Raw genomic sequence first — 16736 nt, 5'->3', positions numbered from 1 at the left:
TTTTAAAGTTTGGTGATAGAATAGGTATAGTTACCGGCTATGCTCAGGTTTAAAACAACAGTATATCTACCTGCTGAGGTAATCGGAATATCTCCGCCGTTTAATTTAAGAAAACCATTAGCAGGACTGTTATCGCCGTAATTAATATCCCAGCTTCTGTTAGCCCTGAATTTAAGCTTACCCACTGCTAAGTTCGCCGTTACCGTCCACTCCTTGGTGGTGGCGTTAAAGCTCATATTGGTATCATTATCCCATCCGCCCGGTGTGGCATCTCCCACAATACCGAAAGTAGTTTTTTGCGCTTCCCAGGTATTATTTTTGGTATTGGCCTTTAACAGGTAATACCCTGTTGAAGGTACAAAAAGATTACCATTCGCCCCAGCTGCAAAGGTACCGCCGGCATAGCTATCGGTATTAGTACTGCTTGCCCAGCCGTAAGTGGTTGTCCAGTTTACATCGGTAGTAAATTTAAATATCAGGTTAGATGCATCAGCAAAATTCACATAGCCTTCGTACTCTTTATTATCTAATATCGATGCGACCTTTTCGGCAGTTGCAGGCGACCAGCCCTGGTAAGCCGCAGGTACATACAACGATGGATAGTTTACAATAACCGCATACGGCGTAGCTTTAACTTCAATCACATTCGAAAACAAGGTATCCACGTTAGTACGCAGTTCTGATTTTACCCTTACTTCCAGCTCGGCACTTGCGCCCGGTGTAAAACCCATTAATACGAGTGAATTGTTAAGATCGCCAACGGTGAATTTTTGCTCGAGCGCCGCGGTGCCATCAAGCGCGTACTCGCGGGCAGCGGCAAACTTGTTGCCTTTTTTGTCTATCTGCAAAGTGTATTGCACAGCGGCGTTGTAGCCGTAATCAGCCTTGTTCCAAGTAAAGGTTACAGCGTTATCATTAGCCGTTTCGCTGCTTAATTGCACATCGGTAGCACTGGCTTTAAGGGTCGGTGCGGTACCCTCGGCGGCTGACCTTACTGTCACCGTATCCTTTTTGCAGGCCTGCATTACCAGCAAGGCCATAGCTATAAATAAGCTTTTTATGATATAAGTTCTCATTTAATTAAGGTTTAATAGCCTTGGTTTTGCACAAGGTTAGGGTTAGCATTTACATCAGATGAAGGTAGCGGAAAAAGTGCGCGGAACGCCTCAACTGCGCGGCCGTTGCGTGCGCCGCCCTTCCATGGCCAAAGGTAGCTGCTGCCGGTAAACCTGCCGTAACGGATCAGGTCACTCCTGCGGAAACCTTCCCAGTAAAGTTCGCGGGTACGCTCGTTAAGCACATCGTTAAGTGTGTAAGTGCTTATGTTGCCACTATTGTTACCGTAGGCACGCTGGCGCAACAAATTGATATAGCCGATTGCCGTAGCCTCTGAACCGGTACCACCGCGTTTAACCGCTTCAGCATATACCAGGTACATTTCGGCAAGGCGAAACAGCGGGAAATCGGTTGAAGTATATACGCCATTGGGTGACGGCGGCGTAGTGCCGGTTGACGTAATGTTACTGAACTTAGCTACCGCCAGGCCATCAGTAAAAATGGTGATATCATCCATCTCAATTTTATTACCGGCAAACATGGCGCGCTTGTCGGTATTGCCGCTGTAGTCGCCAAAAGTTTCGGGTAGGTTACGTGTGCTGCGCATACCGCTCCAGCCGCCATTAGGTACACCAAAAGTAGCGGGGCCCATCGCGCCGCTTACGGCAGCGTTTATCAGGTAAGTGGTACCGCCATAGGTTTGTGAGTTTACCCCATCATAATTAATAGCGAAAATGGTTTCGGTATTGTTGACGTTGTTATCGCCCAAAAATAAACTGCGGTACGAGGTATTAAGTGAATAAGCAGAGTTAATTACCTTCTCCGCATAAGTTATCGCATCGTTATACTTATTGTTGCCTGACCCCAGATATACCTCGGCATTTAAATAAATACGTGCCAGCAGCGCTTGCGCAGCAGCCTGGTCTGCACGACCATACTCATTTTGTTTTGCCGCCACCAATTCCGGTTCAATAGCCTTTAATTCGCTTTCGATATAATTGAACAGGTTAGCACGGTTAGTTTGCGGTGGGGTGAATTTACCTATGGGGTCATTCTCGGTTACAAATGGCGGATTGCCAAACAGATCCATAAGCACCCAGTACTCAAAGGCACGCAAAAAACGCGCTTCAGCACGGTAGCGGCGAATATTTTCGGCTTCAGCACCGCTGATGTTGCGCGACGCAATCTTTTCATCAGTTGACTCGCGGATGAACTCGTTACACGCTGTGATATGATATAAACAACGGCTGTATAATCCGCGGATCATTACGTTGGTCGATGTCCAGTTCATTACATGGAAATCCTGTAGTCCCGGGTCGTTCCATACAATGGCGGCTTCATCGGTAGTAAGCTCCTGCAGATTCCAGAACAATCGTAAAAAGTCTGACGTGCCCTGGTCAATACCGGCAATATCGCCTTCACCGGCATCGGGGCCGCCGTTACCGGTAAGCGCAAATGCGCCGTAAATTTTCGCAAGCGATTGCTTGTAGCCTTCGGGCGTGCTGTACACCTTATCGGCAGTGAGTGCGTTTGTGGGCACCCGGTTCAGGTCTTTCTGGCAGCTGCTTACCGTTGCTGCCAGCATAATTATACCTGCTATATATTTAAATGCTTTCATATTCGTAATTAAAAATCAAGGTTAACACCTAAAACGAAAGTGCGCGGGCGCGGATAAAAGTTGTTATCGATACCGTTAGCAATCTCCGGGTCGAGGCCGGTGTAATTAGTTATCACAAAAACGTTCTGGCAATTGGCATTAACACGTAAACCTACCTTATCACCCAAAATTTTACCTGCGTTGTAACCTAATCCCAGGTTATCCATCCTCAGGAACGAAGCATTCTCCAGATAGTAATCGCTCAGGTACTGGTTATTATCAAAACCCGATTTGAATATCTCGGTACTGGCATTACCCAAATAACCGGCAGGGTTAAGTATACCGCGTGTTACACCAACGTTCGCCTTGGTGTTGTTATACACGTAGTTGCCCAGGTTTGAGCGCAGTACGGTTGAAAGTGACCATTTTTTATAATTAAACTGCGTGCTGAAGCCGAGTATGAAATTCGGCATAGCGGCTTTTACACGGTACAAATCCTTTTCGTTGATGATGTTATCTCCGTTAAGATCCTCATAAATACCTTCTTTTGGTTTGCCGCTGGCATCATAAACCTGGCGGTACAGGTAAAAGGTTTGTGGCCTGTAACCAACCGAGTTGATCTGCACAGTATTTCCTGTTCCGCCTGAAATGCCGCCCACCTGGTCGCCCGGATAGGTTGGGTTGTTGACTGCGGTAAGGTTAGTGATACGGGTATTGTTATAGGTAAAGTTGAAACCCATATCCCAACTAAACACTTTATTTTTTACCGGTGATGCATTGATGCTGAACTCAACACCCTTGTTTTCGATATTACCCACGTTGGTGGTAATAAAGTTGCTGAAGTTTGAACCAAGCGGAGAGGGGATCCGGTTTAAAAGATCTTTGGTTTTTTTGAAATACACGTCAACCGCACCACTGATACGCCCGTTCAGGAAACCGAAATCAACACCTGCGTTATAGGTTGCGGTTTGCTCCCATTTTAACGATCTGTCATAAGCGGCCGGGGCGTACATGTTGTAAAATGTATCACCTAACTGATATTTGGCCGATGCAACGCTAAGCGCGTAAGTTGGCAGGTATGAATAATATGGTATGCCATCCTGCTGGCCGGTGATACCGTAGCTCAGGCGTAACTTCAGATCGCTTAACGTGTTCGACTCTTTCAGGAACGACTCCTGGTTGATGCGCCAGGTTAAAGCAACCGAAGGGAAAACACCCCAGCGATTTTCGGGCGCGAATTTAGATGAACCATCGGTACGTACCGATGAAGCTAAAATATACTTATCGGCAAGGGTATAAATTAAACGGCCGTAGTATGATATCAATGTATTCTGAGGTTTATCAAACGGGAAAAGCGGTTGCGAACCGGCTACTACCTGCCCGTTTGCATTATAGCTCGGATAGTAGTATATCTTGGTTAAAAAATCATAATAACCGTAACCCGCAGTAGCGTTTATATTACTGTTTATTGATTTCAGATCCTTGGTATAGTTCAGGTAAAACTCCGCCACCTTATTGTTTACATCCTGCTGATAGCGGTTATCTACGCCCCCTACGGCAAAACTTTGCGCCGCGTTAGCAGGAACATAAGTGGTACCCTTACCATTTGAAATATCATAACCAAGGTTCAGGTTGGCGTGCAGTTCAGGCAAAAAATGCATACTATAATCAAACTGGGCGTTACCATAGCTCCTTTTTACCTGGCTTTTACCGGTGTTTTGTGCCAATAAGGCTACCGGGTTTCGGGGTGCGTTGGGGTTTGGAATTGCATTGCCTACATTGTCAACATTAGTCCACTCAAAGTAGTTACCAAACGTGTTTTTAGTGTATACCGGTTGGGTTGGATCAAAAAACACCGCCGAACCAATTGCGCCCTGGTTAGCAAAGCGGGTATCGGTTAGCGCGCCTTTAAGGTTAACATCAACCTTTAAATGGTTATTCAAAAACTTGGGGTTAAGTGTTATGGCACCGGTTGTACGCTGCAAATTATCAGTAACCAGTATGCCTACTTGCTTAAGGTAACCGGCAGACACGCGGTACGGTATATTTTTGTATGAACCTGCTACACTGATATTGTTATCAGTACCCAATGAGGTTTGGTAAATTTCATCCTGCCAGTTGGTATTGGCTTTACCCAGTAAAGCTTTCTGATCAGCATTGCCTTTTTCGTTTACGTAAGTCCTGAACTGGTCGGCAGTGAGAACATCAACCTTTTTGCCCACTTTATAAGCGGATAGCTGCGAGCTGAAGTTTACTTTAGGTGAACCCGATGCACCTTTTTTAGTGGTGATCAGGATGACACCGTTTGATGCGCGCGAACCATAAATGGCCGTTGCCGATGCATCTTTTAATACAGTAAATGATTCAATATCATTCGGGTTGATTAAACTCAACGGGTTTGAAGCACCGGATATGGCGTTATTGCTCAACGGCACCCCATCGATAACAATCAGCGGATCATTACTCGCGGTAAGTGAAGCACCACCCCTTATGCGGATTGTGCTGCCCGCGCCTGGCGCGCCGCCATTTGGTGTAATGGTAACACCCGGTACCTTGCCCGCAATTAACTGCTCGGGTGTGGTAATGCTGCCTTTCTGAAAATCCTTGGACGTAACCGTAGAAATGGCGCCCGTTACACTCTTTTTTTGCTGGCTGCCGTAACCTATAATCACCACCTCGTTTAAGGCTGAGGCAGCCGCAGGTTTCAGGTTAATAGTTACGCCTTCGCTACCGGCGTTAAAGCTTTGCGAAAGTTGCTGGTATCCTAAAAATGTAACTGTAACGGCATTAGCACCCGCGGGCAAACCTGTTAACTTAAATTTGCCGTTTACATCAGTAGCTGTTGAGCGTGTACCTGCCGTTACAGAAGCGCCCGGCAGCGGCTGGCCTTTTTCATCGAGCACCTGCCCGCTAATACTGCCGGTTTGCGCGAACGCAAAATTTACGGCCATAGCAAACAAGAGCAACAAAGTTGTTCGTAAATAAAAATTTCTCATTTAAAAATGGTTTATTGGTAATGCGACGTTTATAATCGGACTACAATAATAGCCGGATGTTAGTGCTTGACGTTTGTTCAAATCATCATAATAATTGTTCGTTTTAACTTAGTTTGAACTAAAACCAGGCTTTTTGTATAACATTAGTCTAACGTCAGCATAATATTAAGCGCGATTACCGTCAACCGGACATATTTAAAAGAATGTTACCTAAATTTAGCCCGTTATAAAATCTGAATGCCCTCAATCCTTTGTAGAAAATTAATTACCGGTGCCATGTACATTATATGTACCTGGCTGTTTTTAACGCTGGCGGGTACCGTTAAAGCGCAGGATATGGTATTTGATCACATCGGCAACAACGAAGGGTTATCAAACAGTACCATACAGGCCATCATTCAGGATAAACGGGGTTTTATGTGGATAGGCACGCGTGACGGCCTTAACCTGTATGACGGGCGGCAGATCACCGTGTTCAGAAACGTGCCGGGCAGGCTGAACTCGCTTAGCGACAATTTTATTACCTGTTTATATACCGACCGCGAAAATAACCTCTGGGTGGGTACCAGCAACGGACTTAATCAATACAACAACCGCCTACGCACGTTTACGGCTTATGTAGGTAAAGATCAGCCGGGCGTTGCCTTACACGGAAACCGGGTGAATGCCATATTTGAAGATGCACAAAAGCGCCTTTGGATTGGCACTAACGCCGGGCTTAACCTGATGAATCGATCAAGCGGTACATTCAAACTGATGTATACCGGAGGCGCCGTAAATTGCATCTCTCAGGATAGTGAAAAAAATGTCTGGCTCGGCACCGAACGCGGACTCGTCAATTATACCGCCAAAGGCAAGCCGATCTTCAATACCGCGGTCAGCAGCATACAACAGGACGGTAACGGCAATTTATGGCTTGCTACAGAAAGTAATGGATTGATCAGTTATAACATAGCCAAAAACAAACCTACTTTTTACCGCCATAGCGATGCCGACCCGAATAGCTTGGGCAGCGACCTGATATTGGCCTTGCTTGCCGATAAAAGGGGCCAAATTTGGGTGGGTACCATAAACGGCGGACTTAACATTTTTGATCCCTCGACAAAGGGATTTAAAAAGTACACCTATCGCGCAGGATTTGAAGATGGTTTATCGCAGCGTACCATAAGTGCCCTGTTTGAGGACAGGCAGGGCAACTATTGGATAGGCACCCACCGCGGCGGCGTAAATGTATACTCACCAAAGGCCCGTAAGTTCAAGGTTTACCGGCAGCAACCATCAGGCAAGGGGCTTAGCTACAATGATGTAAAGTGCTTTGAGCAAGACCACCTTGGCCGTATATGGATTGGTACTGACGGTGGCGGGTTAAACCTGTTTGATAAGGCAAGCAACACCTTCAGGGTTTACAATAATAAGGTTAATGACAATAGCAGCCTTGGATCTGACGCGGTGCTCGACCTGACCGAGGACAAGCAAAACCGGGTGTGGATAGCTACCTGGGGCGGCGGTCTAAATTTATTTAATCCGCAAACACAAGGCTTCACAAGATTCATGAACAAAACGGGCGACGCTACGTCGTTATCATCAAACTTTGTACAAAAGGTTTACCAGGACAGGGAGGGCAAGCTTTGGGTAGGTACCTATTTTGGCGGTTTAAATATTTTTCAACCGGAGAGTGGCATATTCACCCGGGTAACGAAAGGCACCGGAAACTCCGTTTTAAGCGGCAGCAATATTGTAACCATAAATGAAGATGCCTATACTGACCTGTGGATTGGTACAGATGACGGCGGCTTGAACCGTTATCAAAAAAAGAGCGGCACCTTTAAGCACTATTTTACGCAAGGATCGCGCATGCCCGATATACGGGTAATATTTTCTGACAGTAAAAAAAGATTATGGGTTGGCCACTCGGGCTTGTATGTATTCGATAGAAAGGCTGATACATTTCGCGTTGTTACCAAAAACGCCGGGCTCGACCATGTTTTTATAAAAGGGATAACCGAAGACAATAGCGGGCAGCTATGGATATCTACCTCAAACGGATTATTGCGTTTTAACCCCGAAACCAACGCGGCAACCACCTACAATACAGCCGACGGTTTGCAAGCCATGGAATTTGAGGTAAACGCGTTTATGAAAGCCCGCGACGGCGAAATGTATTTTGGTGGCATAAACGGCTTCAATACTTTCTATCCGGATAAGATCAGGGCTAACCCTTACGTGCCGCCTGTATACGTAACCGGTTTCCAGATATTTAATAAAGAGGTTTTTATAGGCCCCGGTACACCACTTAAACAGGATATCAGCATAACTAAAACCCTACGACTGAATTATCAGCAATCAAGTATCTCATTCTCTTTCGCTGCGCTAAATTATATAGCGCCGCAAAACAACCTGTATGCCTATAAGCTTTCGGGCATTGATAAAAATTACGTGTACACCAAGGCCAACAAGGCCATTTATACCAACCTTGACCCGGGCACATACACCTTCCATGTAAAAGCCGCCAATAACGACGGCTTGTGGAATAATAAAGGGGTTAACCTCACCATAGTTATAACGCCGCCATGGTGGCAAACCTGGTGGTTTAAGGTACTGGTAGCGCTGTTTGCCGGGGCAGCGGTGTACATTTTTTTACGCTACAGGCATCAGCAACAACTCAAAAAGCTTGAGGAGCAAAAACGGGAGGAGATACACCAAACCCAGCTTCAGTTTTTTACCAATATATCGCACGAGTTCAGAACGCCGCTGAGCCTCATACTCGGGCCGGTTGAAAACCTCATTAACAGCGATCAGCAAAAACTCGGTACAGAGCTGGCCCAGGCACATGGCACCATTTACCGCAACGCCAAAAGGCTGATGCATTTGGTAAGCGAGCTGATGGATTTCCGTAAGGCCGAATCAGGCGCATTGCGCCTTAAAGTAGCACCGGGTAACATTGGCTTGTTTTTACAGGAAATCACCGGAGAATTTAACAATTGGGCACAGCAAAAAGGAATTGCCTTTAACGTTGATACCGGCACTGTTGGAAAAACGGTTTTGTTTGACAGGCAGGTGCTTGAAAAAATATTGCTTAACCTGATTAACAATGCCCTGAAATACACCAACAATGGCGGCCAGGTATCAGTAAAGTTGCTGTTTGACCTGGACCAGTTTGCCCCGCGTTTTGCCAACGAACTTAAAATTGAAAATGCTTACGCCGGTAAAGCCTACATGTATATTGTGGTGGCGGACACGGGCGTGGGTATTACAGCAGAGTCAATGCCTAACCTTTTTCAACGCTATTACCGCATTACATCTGCCCATCTGGGTTCGGGCATCGGGCTTGCTTTTGTTAAAACGCTAACGCTGCTGCACAAAGGCTACATCAAGGTATACAGCGAACGCAACAGCGGCACCGATATTTTGATAGCGCTGCCTATATCAGAACATGACTATGGTGCCGCGGAGCGCTGGAAGGGGAATACCGATACCGCCGCTGACCTTTTTAGTAATGATGATTATTTTGAATACACCGAAGAAAACGCGATTGAACAAACAGACGATCATGGCGGTAAGCATCATTTAAAAAATATTTTGCTTGTTGATGATAACATCGAGCTACGCAACTTTTTGCAGGATTCGCTGCAAAAACATTTCAGGATAACAGTAGCCGGTAACGGCCGCGAGGGATTGGCCAAAGTGGAAGCGCAAGCCCCTGACCTGATTATTAGCGACGTAATGATGCCCGAAATGGACGGTATGGAATTTTGCCGGCATATTAAACAGGATCAGCATACGATGCATATTCCGTTTATAATGCTCACCGCACGCAACGCGCTTGAAGCGCAGTTAGAGGGAATCGGTTCGGGCGCGGATAGTTATTTGCCAAAGCCGGTAAGCATCAACCTGCTGCTGTTAACCATCAACAATATTTTTAACCGGCAAAGCCGTCTCAAAAACCGTTACACCGAGGATTATGCCGCCGAAGCCAGGGATGCCGCGCGCAACGAAAAAGACCGGCAGTTTATTAATGACCTGATCAGGATTATTGAAAGCCGGATTGCCGATCCCCTGCTGGATGTACAATACCTGTGCGACACACTCAATATGAGCCGCACCAAACTTTATGAGTTAATTAAGCAACTTACCGGTCAATCCATCATTGAGTTTATCCGTACCGTGCGGCTCAATAAAGCGAGGCACATACTTACGCATGAAGAAATATCAATTGCCGAAGTAATATTGCGGGTGGGTATACAAACACAGGCCTATTTTACCAAAGCCTTTAAAAAAGAATTTGGCAAAACCCCTTCCCAATATTTGCAGGAGCTGGACAACAAGGAGTGATTTAATTACTGTTAATTGCGTTACTCCGCAAACTAACGGCTATTAATTTGTAACCTTCGTCTGTGCGCAAAAAATCAAAATGATCCTGCTGTATATCACCGTTTATATGGTAAGTGATCACGATTTTTTTTAACGGGTATTTTCTATATAACGCCGCTCCACAGTCATCAAAATATTTTTCAAACGCTTTTGAGTTGTAATCAAAAATGAACGGGTTAAGACTATCAGTAAACACCTGATATTTGCAGGCAGGGTTATTCAGATTGAGCAAAAGAGGCCTTATAACACTGAATTTATGATCAATGAATTCTTCTTTGATCTTTTTTTCCCATTGCTCACTGTTACCCCAATTGTAAACAGAATCATCGCATAGCTTAAGCAGGTTACCGGGGGTTAAGTTGTTCAGCAATGAATCTTTTAACCATGATTTAAATTCCCTGTCGAAATTTATAAATGAATAATACTCACCGTTTACAGCCTTAAAACTTTCTCTTAACGAATCATTGCTCGGTTTTTTTAAAATAATCAGCGAATACAAATTCAGATCCTCATCATATTTAAAATCGTTTATCAATAATTTATTATGCCTGTTAATCAATACTTCTTTGCCGCCTGTCCACGGGTATTGGTTATGTTCATCTATCCTACTTGCATCGAAAGTGCCACCGCTTTGGGCTATGATTAATCCGTTGGCTACAGGCGTCAGATTATTATATTCCGCCGGGATGGCAACATCTCCGTTTGCGTTGAACATACCTACCTTATGTGTAGCGCTATCCCTGAAACGAATAAAGCCTTCGCTTTCACAGTCGGGCGTATTGTCAAAAACATATAGCTGCTCCTTACCCACCCTTTTGCCCGATTTTGTGAGATAGTATGATGACCATTTGCTGTTTGTACTTTCGGTTACCGCTATAATATTATTGAATTTACCTCCGGATGTTAGTCCGGAAAATTTAGGCGCGATCCTGACTTTACCCGCCGAATCTTTAAAACCGATCAAGGTAGAGTCGGCATTCCAAAAGGATACCCAAGTATCTTTATTCTGACCAAAGAGTAAGCAGGGTATGCATAAAATTATGATAAGAGATAATAGTCTGCTTTTCATGAGGTGTAAGATCATTGGTTTTATTATAACAATGTGAAGCTGGTTTTTATTACATGGAAAAGTACGCGAGTTGAATTTTAAGCTCGAAGGGCCTGTAAAGTCATCAAATTATCATCTTAAACGCTGATGACATTATTACGGAACAATCATTCCGAATTGAATATATATTTGCGGAACGATTATTCCAAAAATAGAAATTAAAATCACAATGAAAAAATTAGAGAACAAGGTTGCCGTTATAACCGGAGCTTCGAAAGGTATAGGCGCAGGCATAGCGAAAGACCTGGCAGCCGCTGGTGCAGCCGTTGTAGTAAATTATGCATCATCAAAAGAAGGTGCTGATAAGGTTGTTGCTGAAATAGAAAGCCTTGGCGGCAAAGCCATCGCCGTACAAGGCGACGTAGCCAAAGCCGAGGATGTTGAACGCCTGTTTGCCGAAACCATACAAGCCTATGGCCAGGTTGATATACTGGTAAACAATGCCGGTGTATACAACTTTGGTTCGATTGAAGATTTTGATGCGAACGAGTATCATCGCCAGTTCAACATCAACGTATTGGGCTTATTGCAAGCCAGCCAGGCAGCGGTTAAAAGCTTCGGCGAGAGTGGTGGCAGCATCATCAACATCGGCTCAACCATTACCAACCTGAATATGCCGGGCAGTGTAATTTATACCGCTACCAAAAGCGCTGTTGAAGCGATTACCAAAGTACTTTCAAAAGAGCTTGGCCCTAAAAACATCCGCGTTAACTCCATCAACCCAGGTATGGTTGAAACCGAAGGCACCCATACTGCAGGTTTGATCGGTAGCGATATGCACCACGAAGTTACAAAAACCACACCGCTCGGTCGTATCGGTCAGCCGGATGATATTGCACCTGTTGCCGTATTCCTGGCATCAGACGATTCACGTTGGTTAACCGGCGAAATATTAATAGTTAGCGGCGGCGTACGCTAAACAGCGGCAGCCGTAAAACAGGTTATATATACGGCTGTTAAACATTTAATATAAAAATAAATTAGCTTTGCCCATTAAAGGGCAAAGCTTTTTCGGTTATGGCACGTAGTAAAGATTTTGATGAAGAAGAGGTATTAAAAAAAGCCGTATGCACATTTTGGCATAAGGGGTACAATGCTACATCTATGCAGGATTTGGTGGATGCCCTGGGCATAAGCCGCTCGAGCCTGTACGATACCTATGGCGATAAGCACACGCTTTATATAAAGGCGCTTGAGCATTACCAAAACGCGGGTGGTAAACACATGTGCGATATAGCTAACAGCCCGGTACCTGCCAGGCAAGCCATCCGCCAGATGCTGGAGTACACCGCAACCGCGCTTTTAAGCGACGAGCAACAAAAGGGCTGTTTTATGGTGAATGCCGAGGTAGAGGTTGCTCCGCATGATACAGAGGTCCGAGATATTGTTTGCAAAACCGAGCAGCGCACTGAGGAGAGCTTTTACATCGCTATAAAAAAAGGGCAGGAACGCGGCGAGATTACCAGTAAACAGGATGCAAGGGCGCTGGCCCGCTTTTTATACAACGCCGTTAAGGGCATACAAGTGCTGGCAAAATCAAGTACCGACAAGGCGTTTTTTGACGATATTATCAATACCACCCTCTCTGTATTGGATTGATCCTGCTTAAAATGTTAATTTGCGCTATGAGCAACTTAAAAGAAGCATTCCGGTTATTTGACGAATATAACATGCACGACCCGCGTACACTGGAATGGGACAGCACTACTTACCCGGTTGAGTATGCTTATGCTTTACGATTGTATGATTGGGTACTAAAATTACAGCCTGAGGCCGGTGAGGAACTGCTTTTAGCATCGCGCAGCCAGCACATTGGCCGCTGGGAGATGCCCCGCGAGAGTTATCCCGAAGGGCGTGAACCATACTTGAAATGGCGTAAAGACCTTGCTCAGCATCATGCTACTGTTACCGCCCAGCTAATGCAGCAGGCCGGTTATAGCGACGAACAAATTGCCCGTGTGAGCGAAATCATCCTAAAGAAACGTATTAAGGTTGACGCGGATGTACAAACCATGGAGAACGCGCTCTGCCTTGTTTTCCTTGAATATCAGTATGAAGATTTCCGAAAAAAATACGAGGGCGACCCGGATAAGATGGTGAACATCCTGTACAAATCTCTTTTAAAGATGGATGCGCACGGCCATGCCTTTGCCCTGCAACTGCCTTACTCTGATGGTGGCCTGGAGCTGATTAAACAGGCATTGACCCGCATGGCTAAATAAACCAACTTATATTTTATCTAACGCTTTACGCCTGCCCTTGCCGTTACTTTTAAACTGGCTTGGCGTTAAACCGGTAACCGCTTTAAACTGTGCGGAAAGGTGCGCGCTGCTACTGTATCCCATTTTCCATGCAATCTCGTTCAGGTTGAGTTCGCCGTATTCAAGCAGCTCCTTTACCTTTTCAATTTTTTGCTGGATGATAAATTTTTCGATGGTGGTATCTTCACTGTCCGAAAACTGGCGGCTAAGTTGTCCGTAATCCTTATGCAAATGATCAGCCAGGTAAGCCGAAAAGTTTACCTGCTGCTCGGCTAGGTCGCTATGGTGCACCTTTTCAATGATCAGGTTTTTAATGCGTTCAACCAGTTTGTCCTTCTCGTTATCTATCAGCTCAAAACCTAATACTTTTAATGCGGATGCAATGGCAGCAAGCGCGGCAGCATCCGGTTCGGGCTGTACGGTAGCACTGCCCAGGTCAATATCAGTAACCGCAAAGCCCAGGCTTTCCAGTTGCTGCCGAACAACGAGGATGCAGCGATCACAAACCATATTTTTAATGTGCAGCACCATGCTTAATTTAAATGCTTTCGGCCTGATAGCCTTTTTCTTTAAGAGCGGCTATAATGGCTTGCTCGGATAGCGTATCATCACTGTTTATGGTCAGCACCTTTTCGGGCGTGGCTACATCTACCTGCCAGTCTTTAACACCTTTAAGGCTGTTTAACGCAGGGGTTACAGCAGCTATACAGCCACCGCATTTTATATTGGTTTTGAATTTTAGCGTTTCCATATATGTTGAATAACAAAATTAAATATAGAGTTTTGAAAATTTTAACCGCAGGCTATTGCTCACTACCGATACCGAACTTAAAGCCATGGCAGCACCCGCTATCATCGGGTTAAGTAAAAAACCGTTAACCGGGTATAGTATACCGGCGGCTATGGGTATGCCGATCAGGTTATAAATAAATGCCCAAAACAGGTTTTGCCGTATGGCTTTCACCGTTAAGCGTGATAATCTCAGAGCCTTTGGCACCTGCCTAAGATCAGACGATACAAGGGTTATTTTAGCTACATCCATGGCAATATCGGTGCCTTTACCCATGGCTATGCTTACATCAGCCTGCGCCAGCGCCTGGCTGTCATTAATTCCATCGCCCGCCATGGCTACAATTTTACCCTGCTGTTGCAATTGTTTTATAAAACCGGCTTTATCTGATGGCAATACATCAGCCTGGTAATGTTTAATACCGGCCTGCCTAGCAATGGCGGCTGCGGTTTGCTGGTTATCGCCGGTAAGCATGTATACCTCAATGCCCTGCCGGGTTAGTTGCTGGATCGCCTCAGCCGATCCGTCCTTTATAACATCGCTGATAGCAGCAATGGCCAGCACCTGCCTGCCATCAGCAAAGTAGATAACGGTTTTGGCATCATCCTTAAAACGGGCTATAGCCTCGTCCAGGTCAGCCGGCACAACGATCTGTTTTTCGGCTACCAGTTTATGACTGCCTGCATAATACGTTACGCCGTTATATGCTGCCTGTACACCACGACCGGTTATGCTCTCAAAAGTATCAAGCTTAATAGTTGAAGAATCTTTCAAATCATCAAACGCCACAATAGCTCCGGCTAAGGGGTGTTCGGATTGCTTCTCCAAGCTAAGAAAGATGCTTTTAAAGATTGAGATATTATCCGAAACGGCATCGCTCCATAACAACTCGCTCACCTCGGGTTTACCTACGGTGAGGGTACCTGTTTTATCAAATACGATAGCGTTTACCTTGTGACCTTGTTCAAGCGCCTCGGCATCTTTTATTAAAATACCTTCTTCGGCACCTTTGCCTACGCCCACCATAATAGCGGTTGGCGTGGCTAAACCCAACGCGCAGGGGCAGGCAATAACAAGCACGGTAACCAAGGCCATTAAGCCATGCGTTAAGGCGTGCTGCCCACCAGCTATCAGCCAAACAGCAAAACTTAACAGGGCAATGCCAATTACCACGGGCACAAATATGCCCGCGATTTTATCAACCAGTTTTTGTACTGGCGCTTTTGAGCCCTGGGCATCCTGCACCATTTTTATGATGTGCGCCAGCATGGTATCGCCCCCTACCTTTTCGGCCCGGAAACGGAAGCTGCCTTTTTGGTTGATGGTACCGGCCAGCACCTTATCGCCTGTTTGTTTTTCAACCGGCACCGGCTCCCCGCTGACCATGCTTTCGTCAATAAAAGAATTGCCATCGGTCACCGTGCCATCCACCGCTACCTTTTCGCCGGGTTTAACCATGATGATGTCGCCAACATTCACTTCGGCAAGCGGCTGTACAACCTCTGCCTCATTCTTTAACACTATAACCGTATTGGGTTGCAAGCCCATCAGTTTTTTTATGGCCGATGAGGTGTTCGATTTGGCTTTTTCTTCCAGCAGTTTACCCAGCATAATAAACACGATAACTACCGAAGCAGCCTCATAATACACATGCGGATGTAAACCCTGCCTGTGCCAAAACTCAGGATAAAAAGTATTGAACAGGCTGAATAGAAAAGCGATGCCGGTGCTCATGGCCACCAGCGTATCCATATTAGCTTTGCCGTGCGATGCCTGCTTAAACGCGTTCACAAAAAATGCGCGACCAGCCACAAACAACACCGGCGCGCTTAGCACCAGCATAATGTAATTGGCATACGGCATATCCATCAAAAACATACCGATTACCACCACAGGCAATGTTAATATAGCCGCGTAAATAAAATTATTTTTCAGTTTTTTATAATGATCCTGCCGCGCTTCGGCCTGCTTTTCGGTCGCGTTCTCGGTATCTACTATCAGGTCGTACCCGATGGATTGAACCGCCTTTTGCATGGCTACAGGGTTTACCTCGGCATCGTTATAAGTAACCTTGAGGGTTTGGGCGGCATAATTTACGGCAGCTTCCTTAACACCTTGCTGCGCGCCTACCATGCTTTCAACACTGCCTGCACAGACCGCACAACTCATGCCCGTTACCGGGAAGGTTTGTGTTTTTAAACTATGTGCCGCCATAATGATCATTAATTTATATTACAAATTTACCCATAGCAATGCGCTCATCTCTTACATCATTATGTAAAAGATTTATAGAATTATCATACCATATACAAAAGCACAAACAGCAAATATCCAATCCTACCGGCATCAGGAATGCCCGGAGCAGCACAAGCCTTGCCAAAGCACGACCTTTCACCGGGCAGGACGTAGCCGGCAGTTTATTCGCTGTTGTTTTTTATTGGCGCTCATGAGATCGCTACGCTAAGGCTTCTTTGGTTACTTTCTTTTTTCTGCAAAAAAGAAAGTGACAACCACTAACGCTCGGGTCAGTACATCCCTGTGCTCATTAGCAATGATG

General features: G+C 45.6%; 11 protein-coding genes. 4 read left to right on the top strand and 7 right to left on the bottom strand.

The annotated features are described in order from the left end of the window. Positions 1-2 precede the first annotated feature (2 nt). Genes ABD960_RS02670 through ABD960_RS02660 form a run of 3 tightly spaced genes read right to left on the bottom strand, consistent with a single transcriptional unit; the run spans position 3 to position 5649 of the window. Complete coding sequence (locus ABD960_RS02670; RefSeq protein WP_345329335.1) at positions 3-1076, bottom strand: SusE domain-containing protein; 1074 nt, start codon at positions 1074-1076, stop codon at positions 3-5. An 11-nt stretch (positions 1077-1087) separates the two neighbouring features. Then, positions 1088-2674, bottom strand: coding sequence for a RagB/SusD family nutrient uptake outer membrane protein (locus ABD960_RS02665; RefSeq protein ID WP_345329334.1), 1587 nt, complete (start codon positions 2672-2674; stop codon positions 1088-1090). A gap of 8 nt (positions 2675-2682) precedes the next feature. Continuing rightward, positions 2683-5649, bottom strand: a complete 2967-nt coding sequence (locus ABD960_RS02660; protein WP_345329333.1) for a SusC/RagA family TonB-linked outer membrane protein — start codon at positions 5647-5649, stop codon at positions 2683-2685. Positions 5650-5925: 276 nt separating this feature from the next. On the opposite strand from ABD960_RS02660, the gene ABD960_RS02655 reads away from it, so the two are divergent. After that, on the top strand, positions 5926-9981 hold the full coding sequence (locus ABD960_RS02655; RefSeq protein ID WP_345329332.1) for a hybrid sensor histidine kinase/response regulator transcription factor: 4056 nt from the start codon (positions 5926-5928) through the stop codon (positions 9979-9981). Between the two features lies 1 nt (position 9982). Here the strand turns inward: ABD960_RS02655 and ABD960_RS02650 are convergent, their stop codons facing one another. Continuing rightward, a complete protein-coding gene (locus ABD960_RS02650; protein ID WP_345329331.1) occupies positions 9983-11089 on the bottom strand; it encodes a WG repeat-containing protein in 1107 nt (368 codons plus the stop codon). Positions 11090-11297: 208 nt separating this feature from the next. Here ABD960_RS02650 and ABD960_RS02645 point away from each other — a divergent pair, with 208 nt between their 5' ends. From ABD960_RS02645 to ABD960_RS02635, 3 genes are all read left to right on the top strand, one after another. Then, on the top strand, positions 11298-12047 hold the full coding sequence (locus ABD960_RS02645; protein ID WP_345329330.1) for an SDR family NAD(P)-dependent oxidoreductase: 750 nt from the start codon (positions 11298-11300) through the stop codon (positions 12045-12047). Positions 12048-12145: 98 nt separating this feature from the next. Further along, entirely contained in the window at positions 12146-12727 is a 582-nt protein-coding gene (locus tag ABD960_RS02640; RefSeq protein ID WP_345329329.1) for a TetR/AcrR family transcriptional regulator, read from the top strand. Positions 12728-12753: 26 nt separating this feature from the next. Further along, entirely contained in the window at positions 12754-13350 is a 597-nt protein-coding gene (locus ABD960_RS02635; protein WP_345329328.1) for a DUF4202 domain-containing protein, read from the top strand. Positions 13351-13356: 6 nt separating this feature from the next. Here the strand turns inward: ABD960_RS02635 and ABD960_RS02630 are convergent, their stop codons facing one another. From ABD960_RS02630 to ABD960_RS02620, 3 genes are read right to left on the bottom strand one after another with little or no spacing between them, the layout of a single operon-like run. Then, positions 13357-13920 carry a helix-turn-helix domain-containing protein gene (locus tag ABD960_RS02630; protein WP_345329327.1) on the bottom strand — a complete coding sequence of 188 codons (564 nt, stop codon included), beginning with the start codon at positions 13918-13920 and terminating at the stop codon, positions 13357-13359. A gap of 7 nt (positions 13921-13927) precedes the next feature. Then, the gene (locus ABD960_RS02625; protein WP_345329326.1) at positions 13928-14140 is read right to left on the bottom strand and encodes a heavy-metal-associated domain-containing protein; all 213 of its coding nucleotides are present in this window, start codon (positions 14138-14140) and stop codon (positions 13928-13930) included. A gap of 18 nt (positions 14141-14158) precedes the next feature. Further along, positions 14159-16393: a heavy metal translocating P-type ATPase gene (locus ABD960_RS02620; RefSeq protein ID WP_345329325.1), complete on the bottom strand. Its 2235-nt coding sequence runs from the start codon at positions 16391-16393 to the stop codon at positions 14159-14161. Positions 16394-16736: the final 343 nt, after the last annotated feature.

The sequence above is a fragment of the Mucilaginibacter defluvii genome (assembly GCF_039543225.1).
In the GTDB taxonomy this organism is placed as follows: domain Bacteria; phylum Bacteroidota; class Bacteroidia; order Sphingobacteriales; family Sphingobacteriaceae; genus Mucilaginibacter; species Mucilaginibacter defluvii.
The sequence above is the reverse complement of the archived record's forward strand: the minus strand, read 5'-3'. Positions and strand labels throughout refer to the sequence as shown.

Coding starts and splice junctions, on each gene's coding strand:
- ABD960_RS02635 (WP_345329328.1), top strand. CDS start 12,754: ATGAGCAACTTAAAAGAAGCATTCCGGTTATTTGACGAATATAACATG.
- ABD960_RS02630 (WP_345329327.1), bottom strand. CDS start 13,920: ATGGTGCTGCACATTAAAAATATGGTTTGTGATCGCTGCATCCTCGTT.
- ABD960_RS02645 (WP_345329330.1), top strand. CDS start 11,298: ATGAAAAAATTAGAGAACAAGGTTGCCGTTATAACCGGAGCTTCGAAA.
- ABD960_RS02625 (WP_345329326.1), bottom strand. CDS start 14,140: ATGGAAACGCTAAAATTCAAAACCAATATAAAATGCGGTGGCTGTATA.
- ABD960_RS02655 (WP_345329332.1), top strand. CDS start 5,926: ATGTACATTATATGTACCTGGCTGTTTTTAACGCTGGCGGGTACCGTT.
- ABD960_RS02660 (WP_345329333.1), bottom strand. CDS start 5,649: ATGAGAAATTTTTATTTACGAACAACTTTGTTGCTCTTGTTTGCTATG.
- ABD960_RS02665 (WP_345329334.1), bottom strand. CDS start 2,674: ATGAAAGCATTTAAATATATAGCAGGTATAATTATGCTGGCAGCAACG.
- ABD960_RS02640 (WP_345329329.1), top strand. CDS start 12,146: ATGGCACGTAGTAAAGATTTTGATGAAGAAGAGGTATTAAAAAAAGCC.
- ABD960_RS02670 (WP_345329335.1), bottom strand. CDS start 1,076: ATGAGAACTTATATCATAAAAAGCTTATTTATAGCTATGGCCTTGCTG.
- ABD960_RS02650 (WP_345329331.1), bottom strand. CDS start 11,089: ATGAAAAGCAGACTATTATCTCTTATCATAATTTTATGCATACCCTGC.
- ABD960_RS02620 (WP_345329325.1), bottom strand. CDS start 16,393: ATGGCGGCACATAGTTTAAAAACACAAACCTTCCCGGTAACGGGCATG.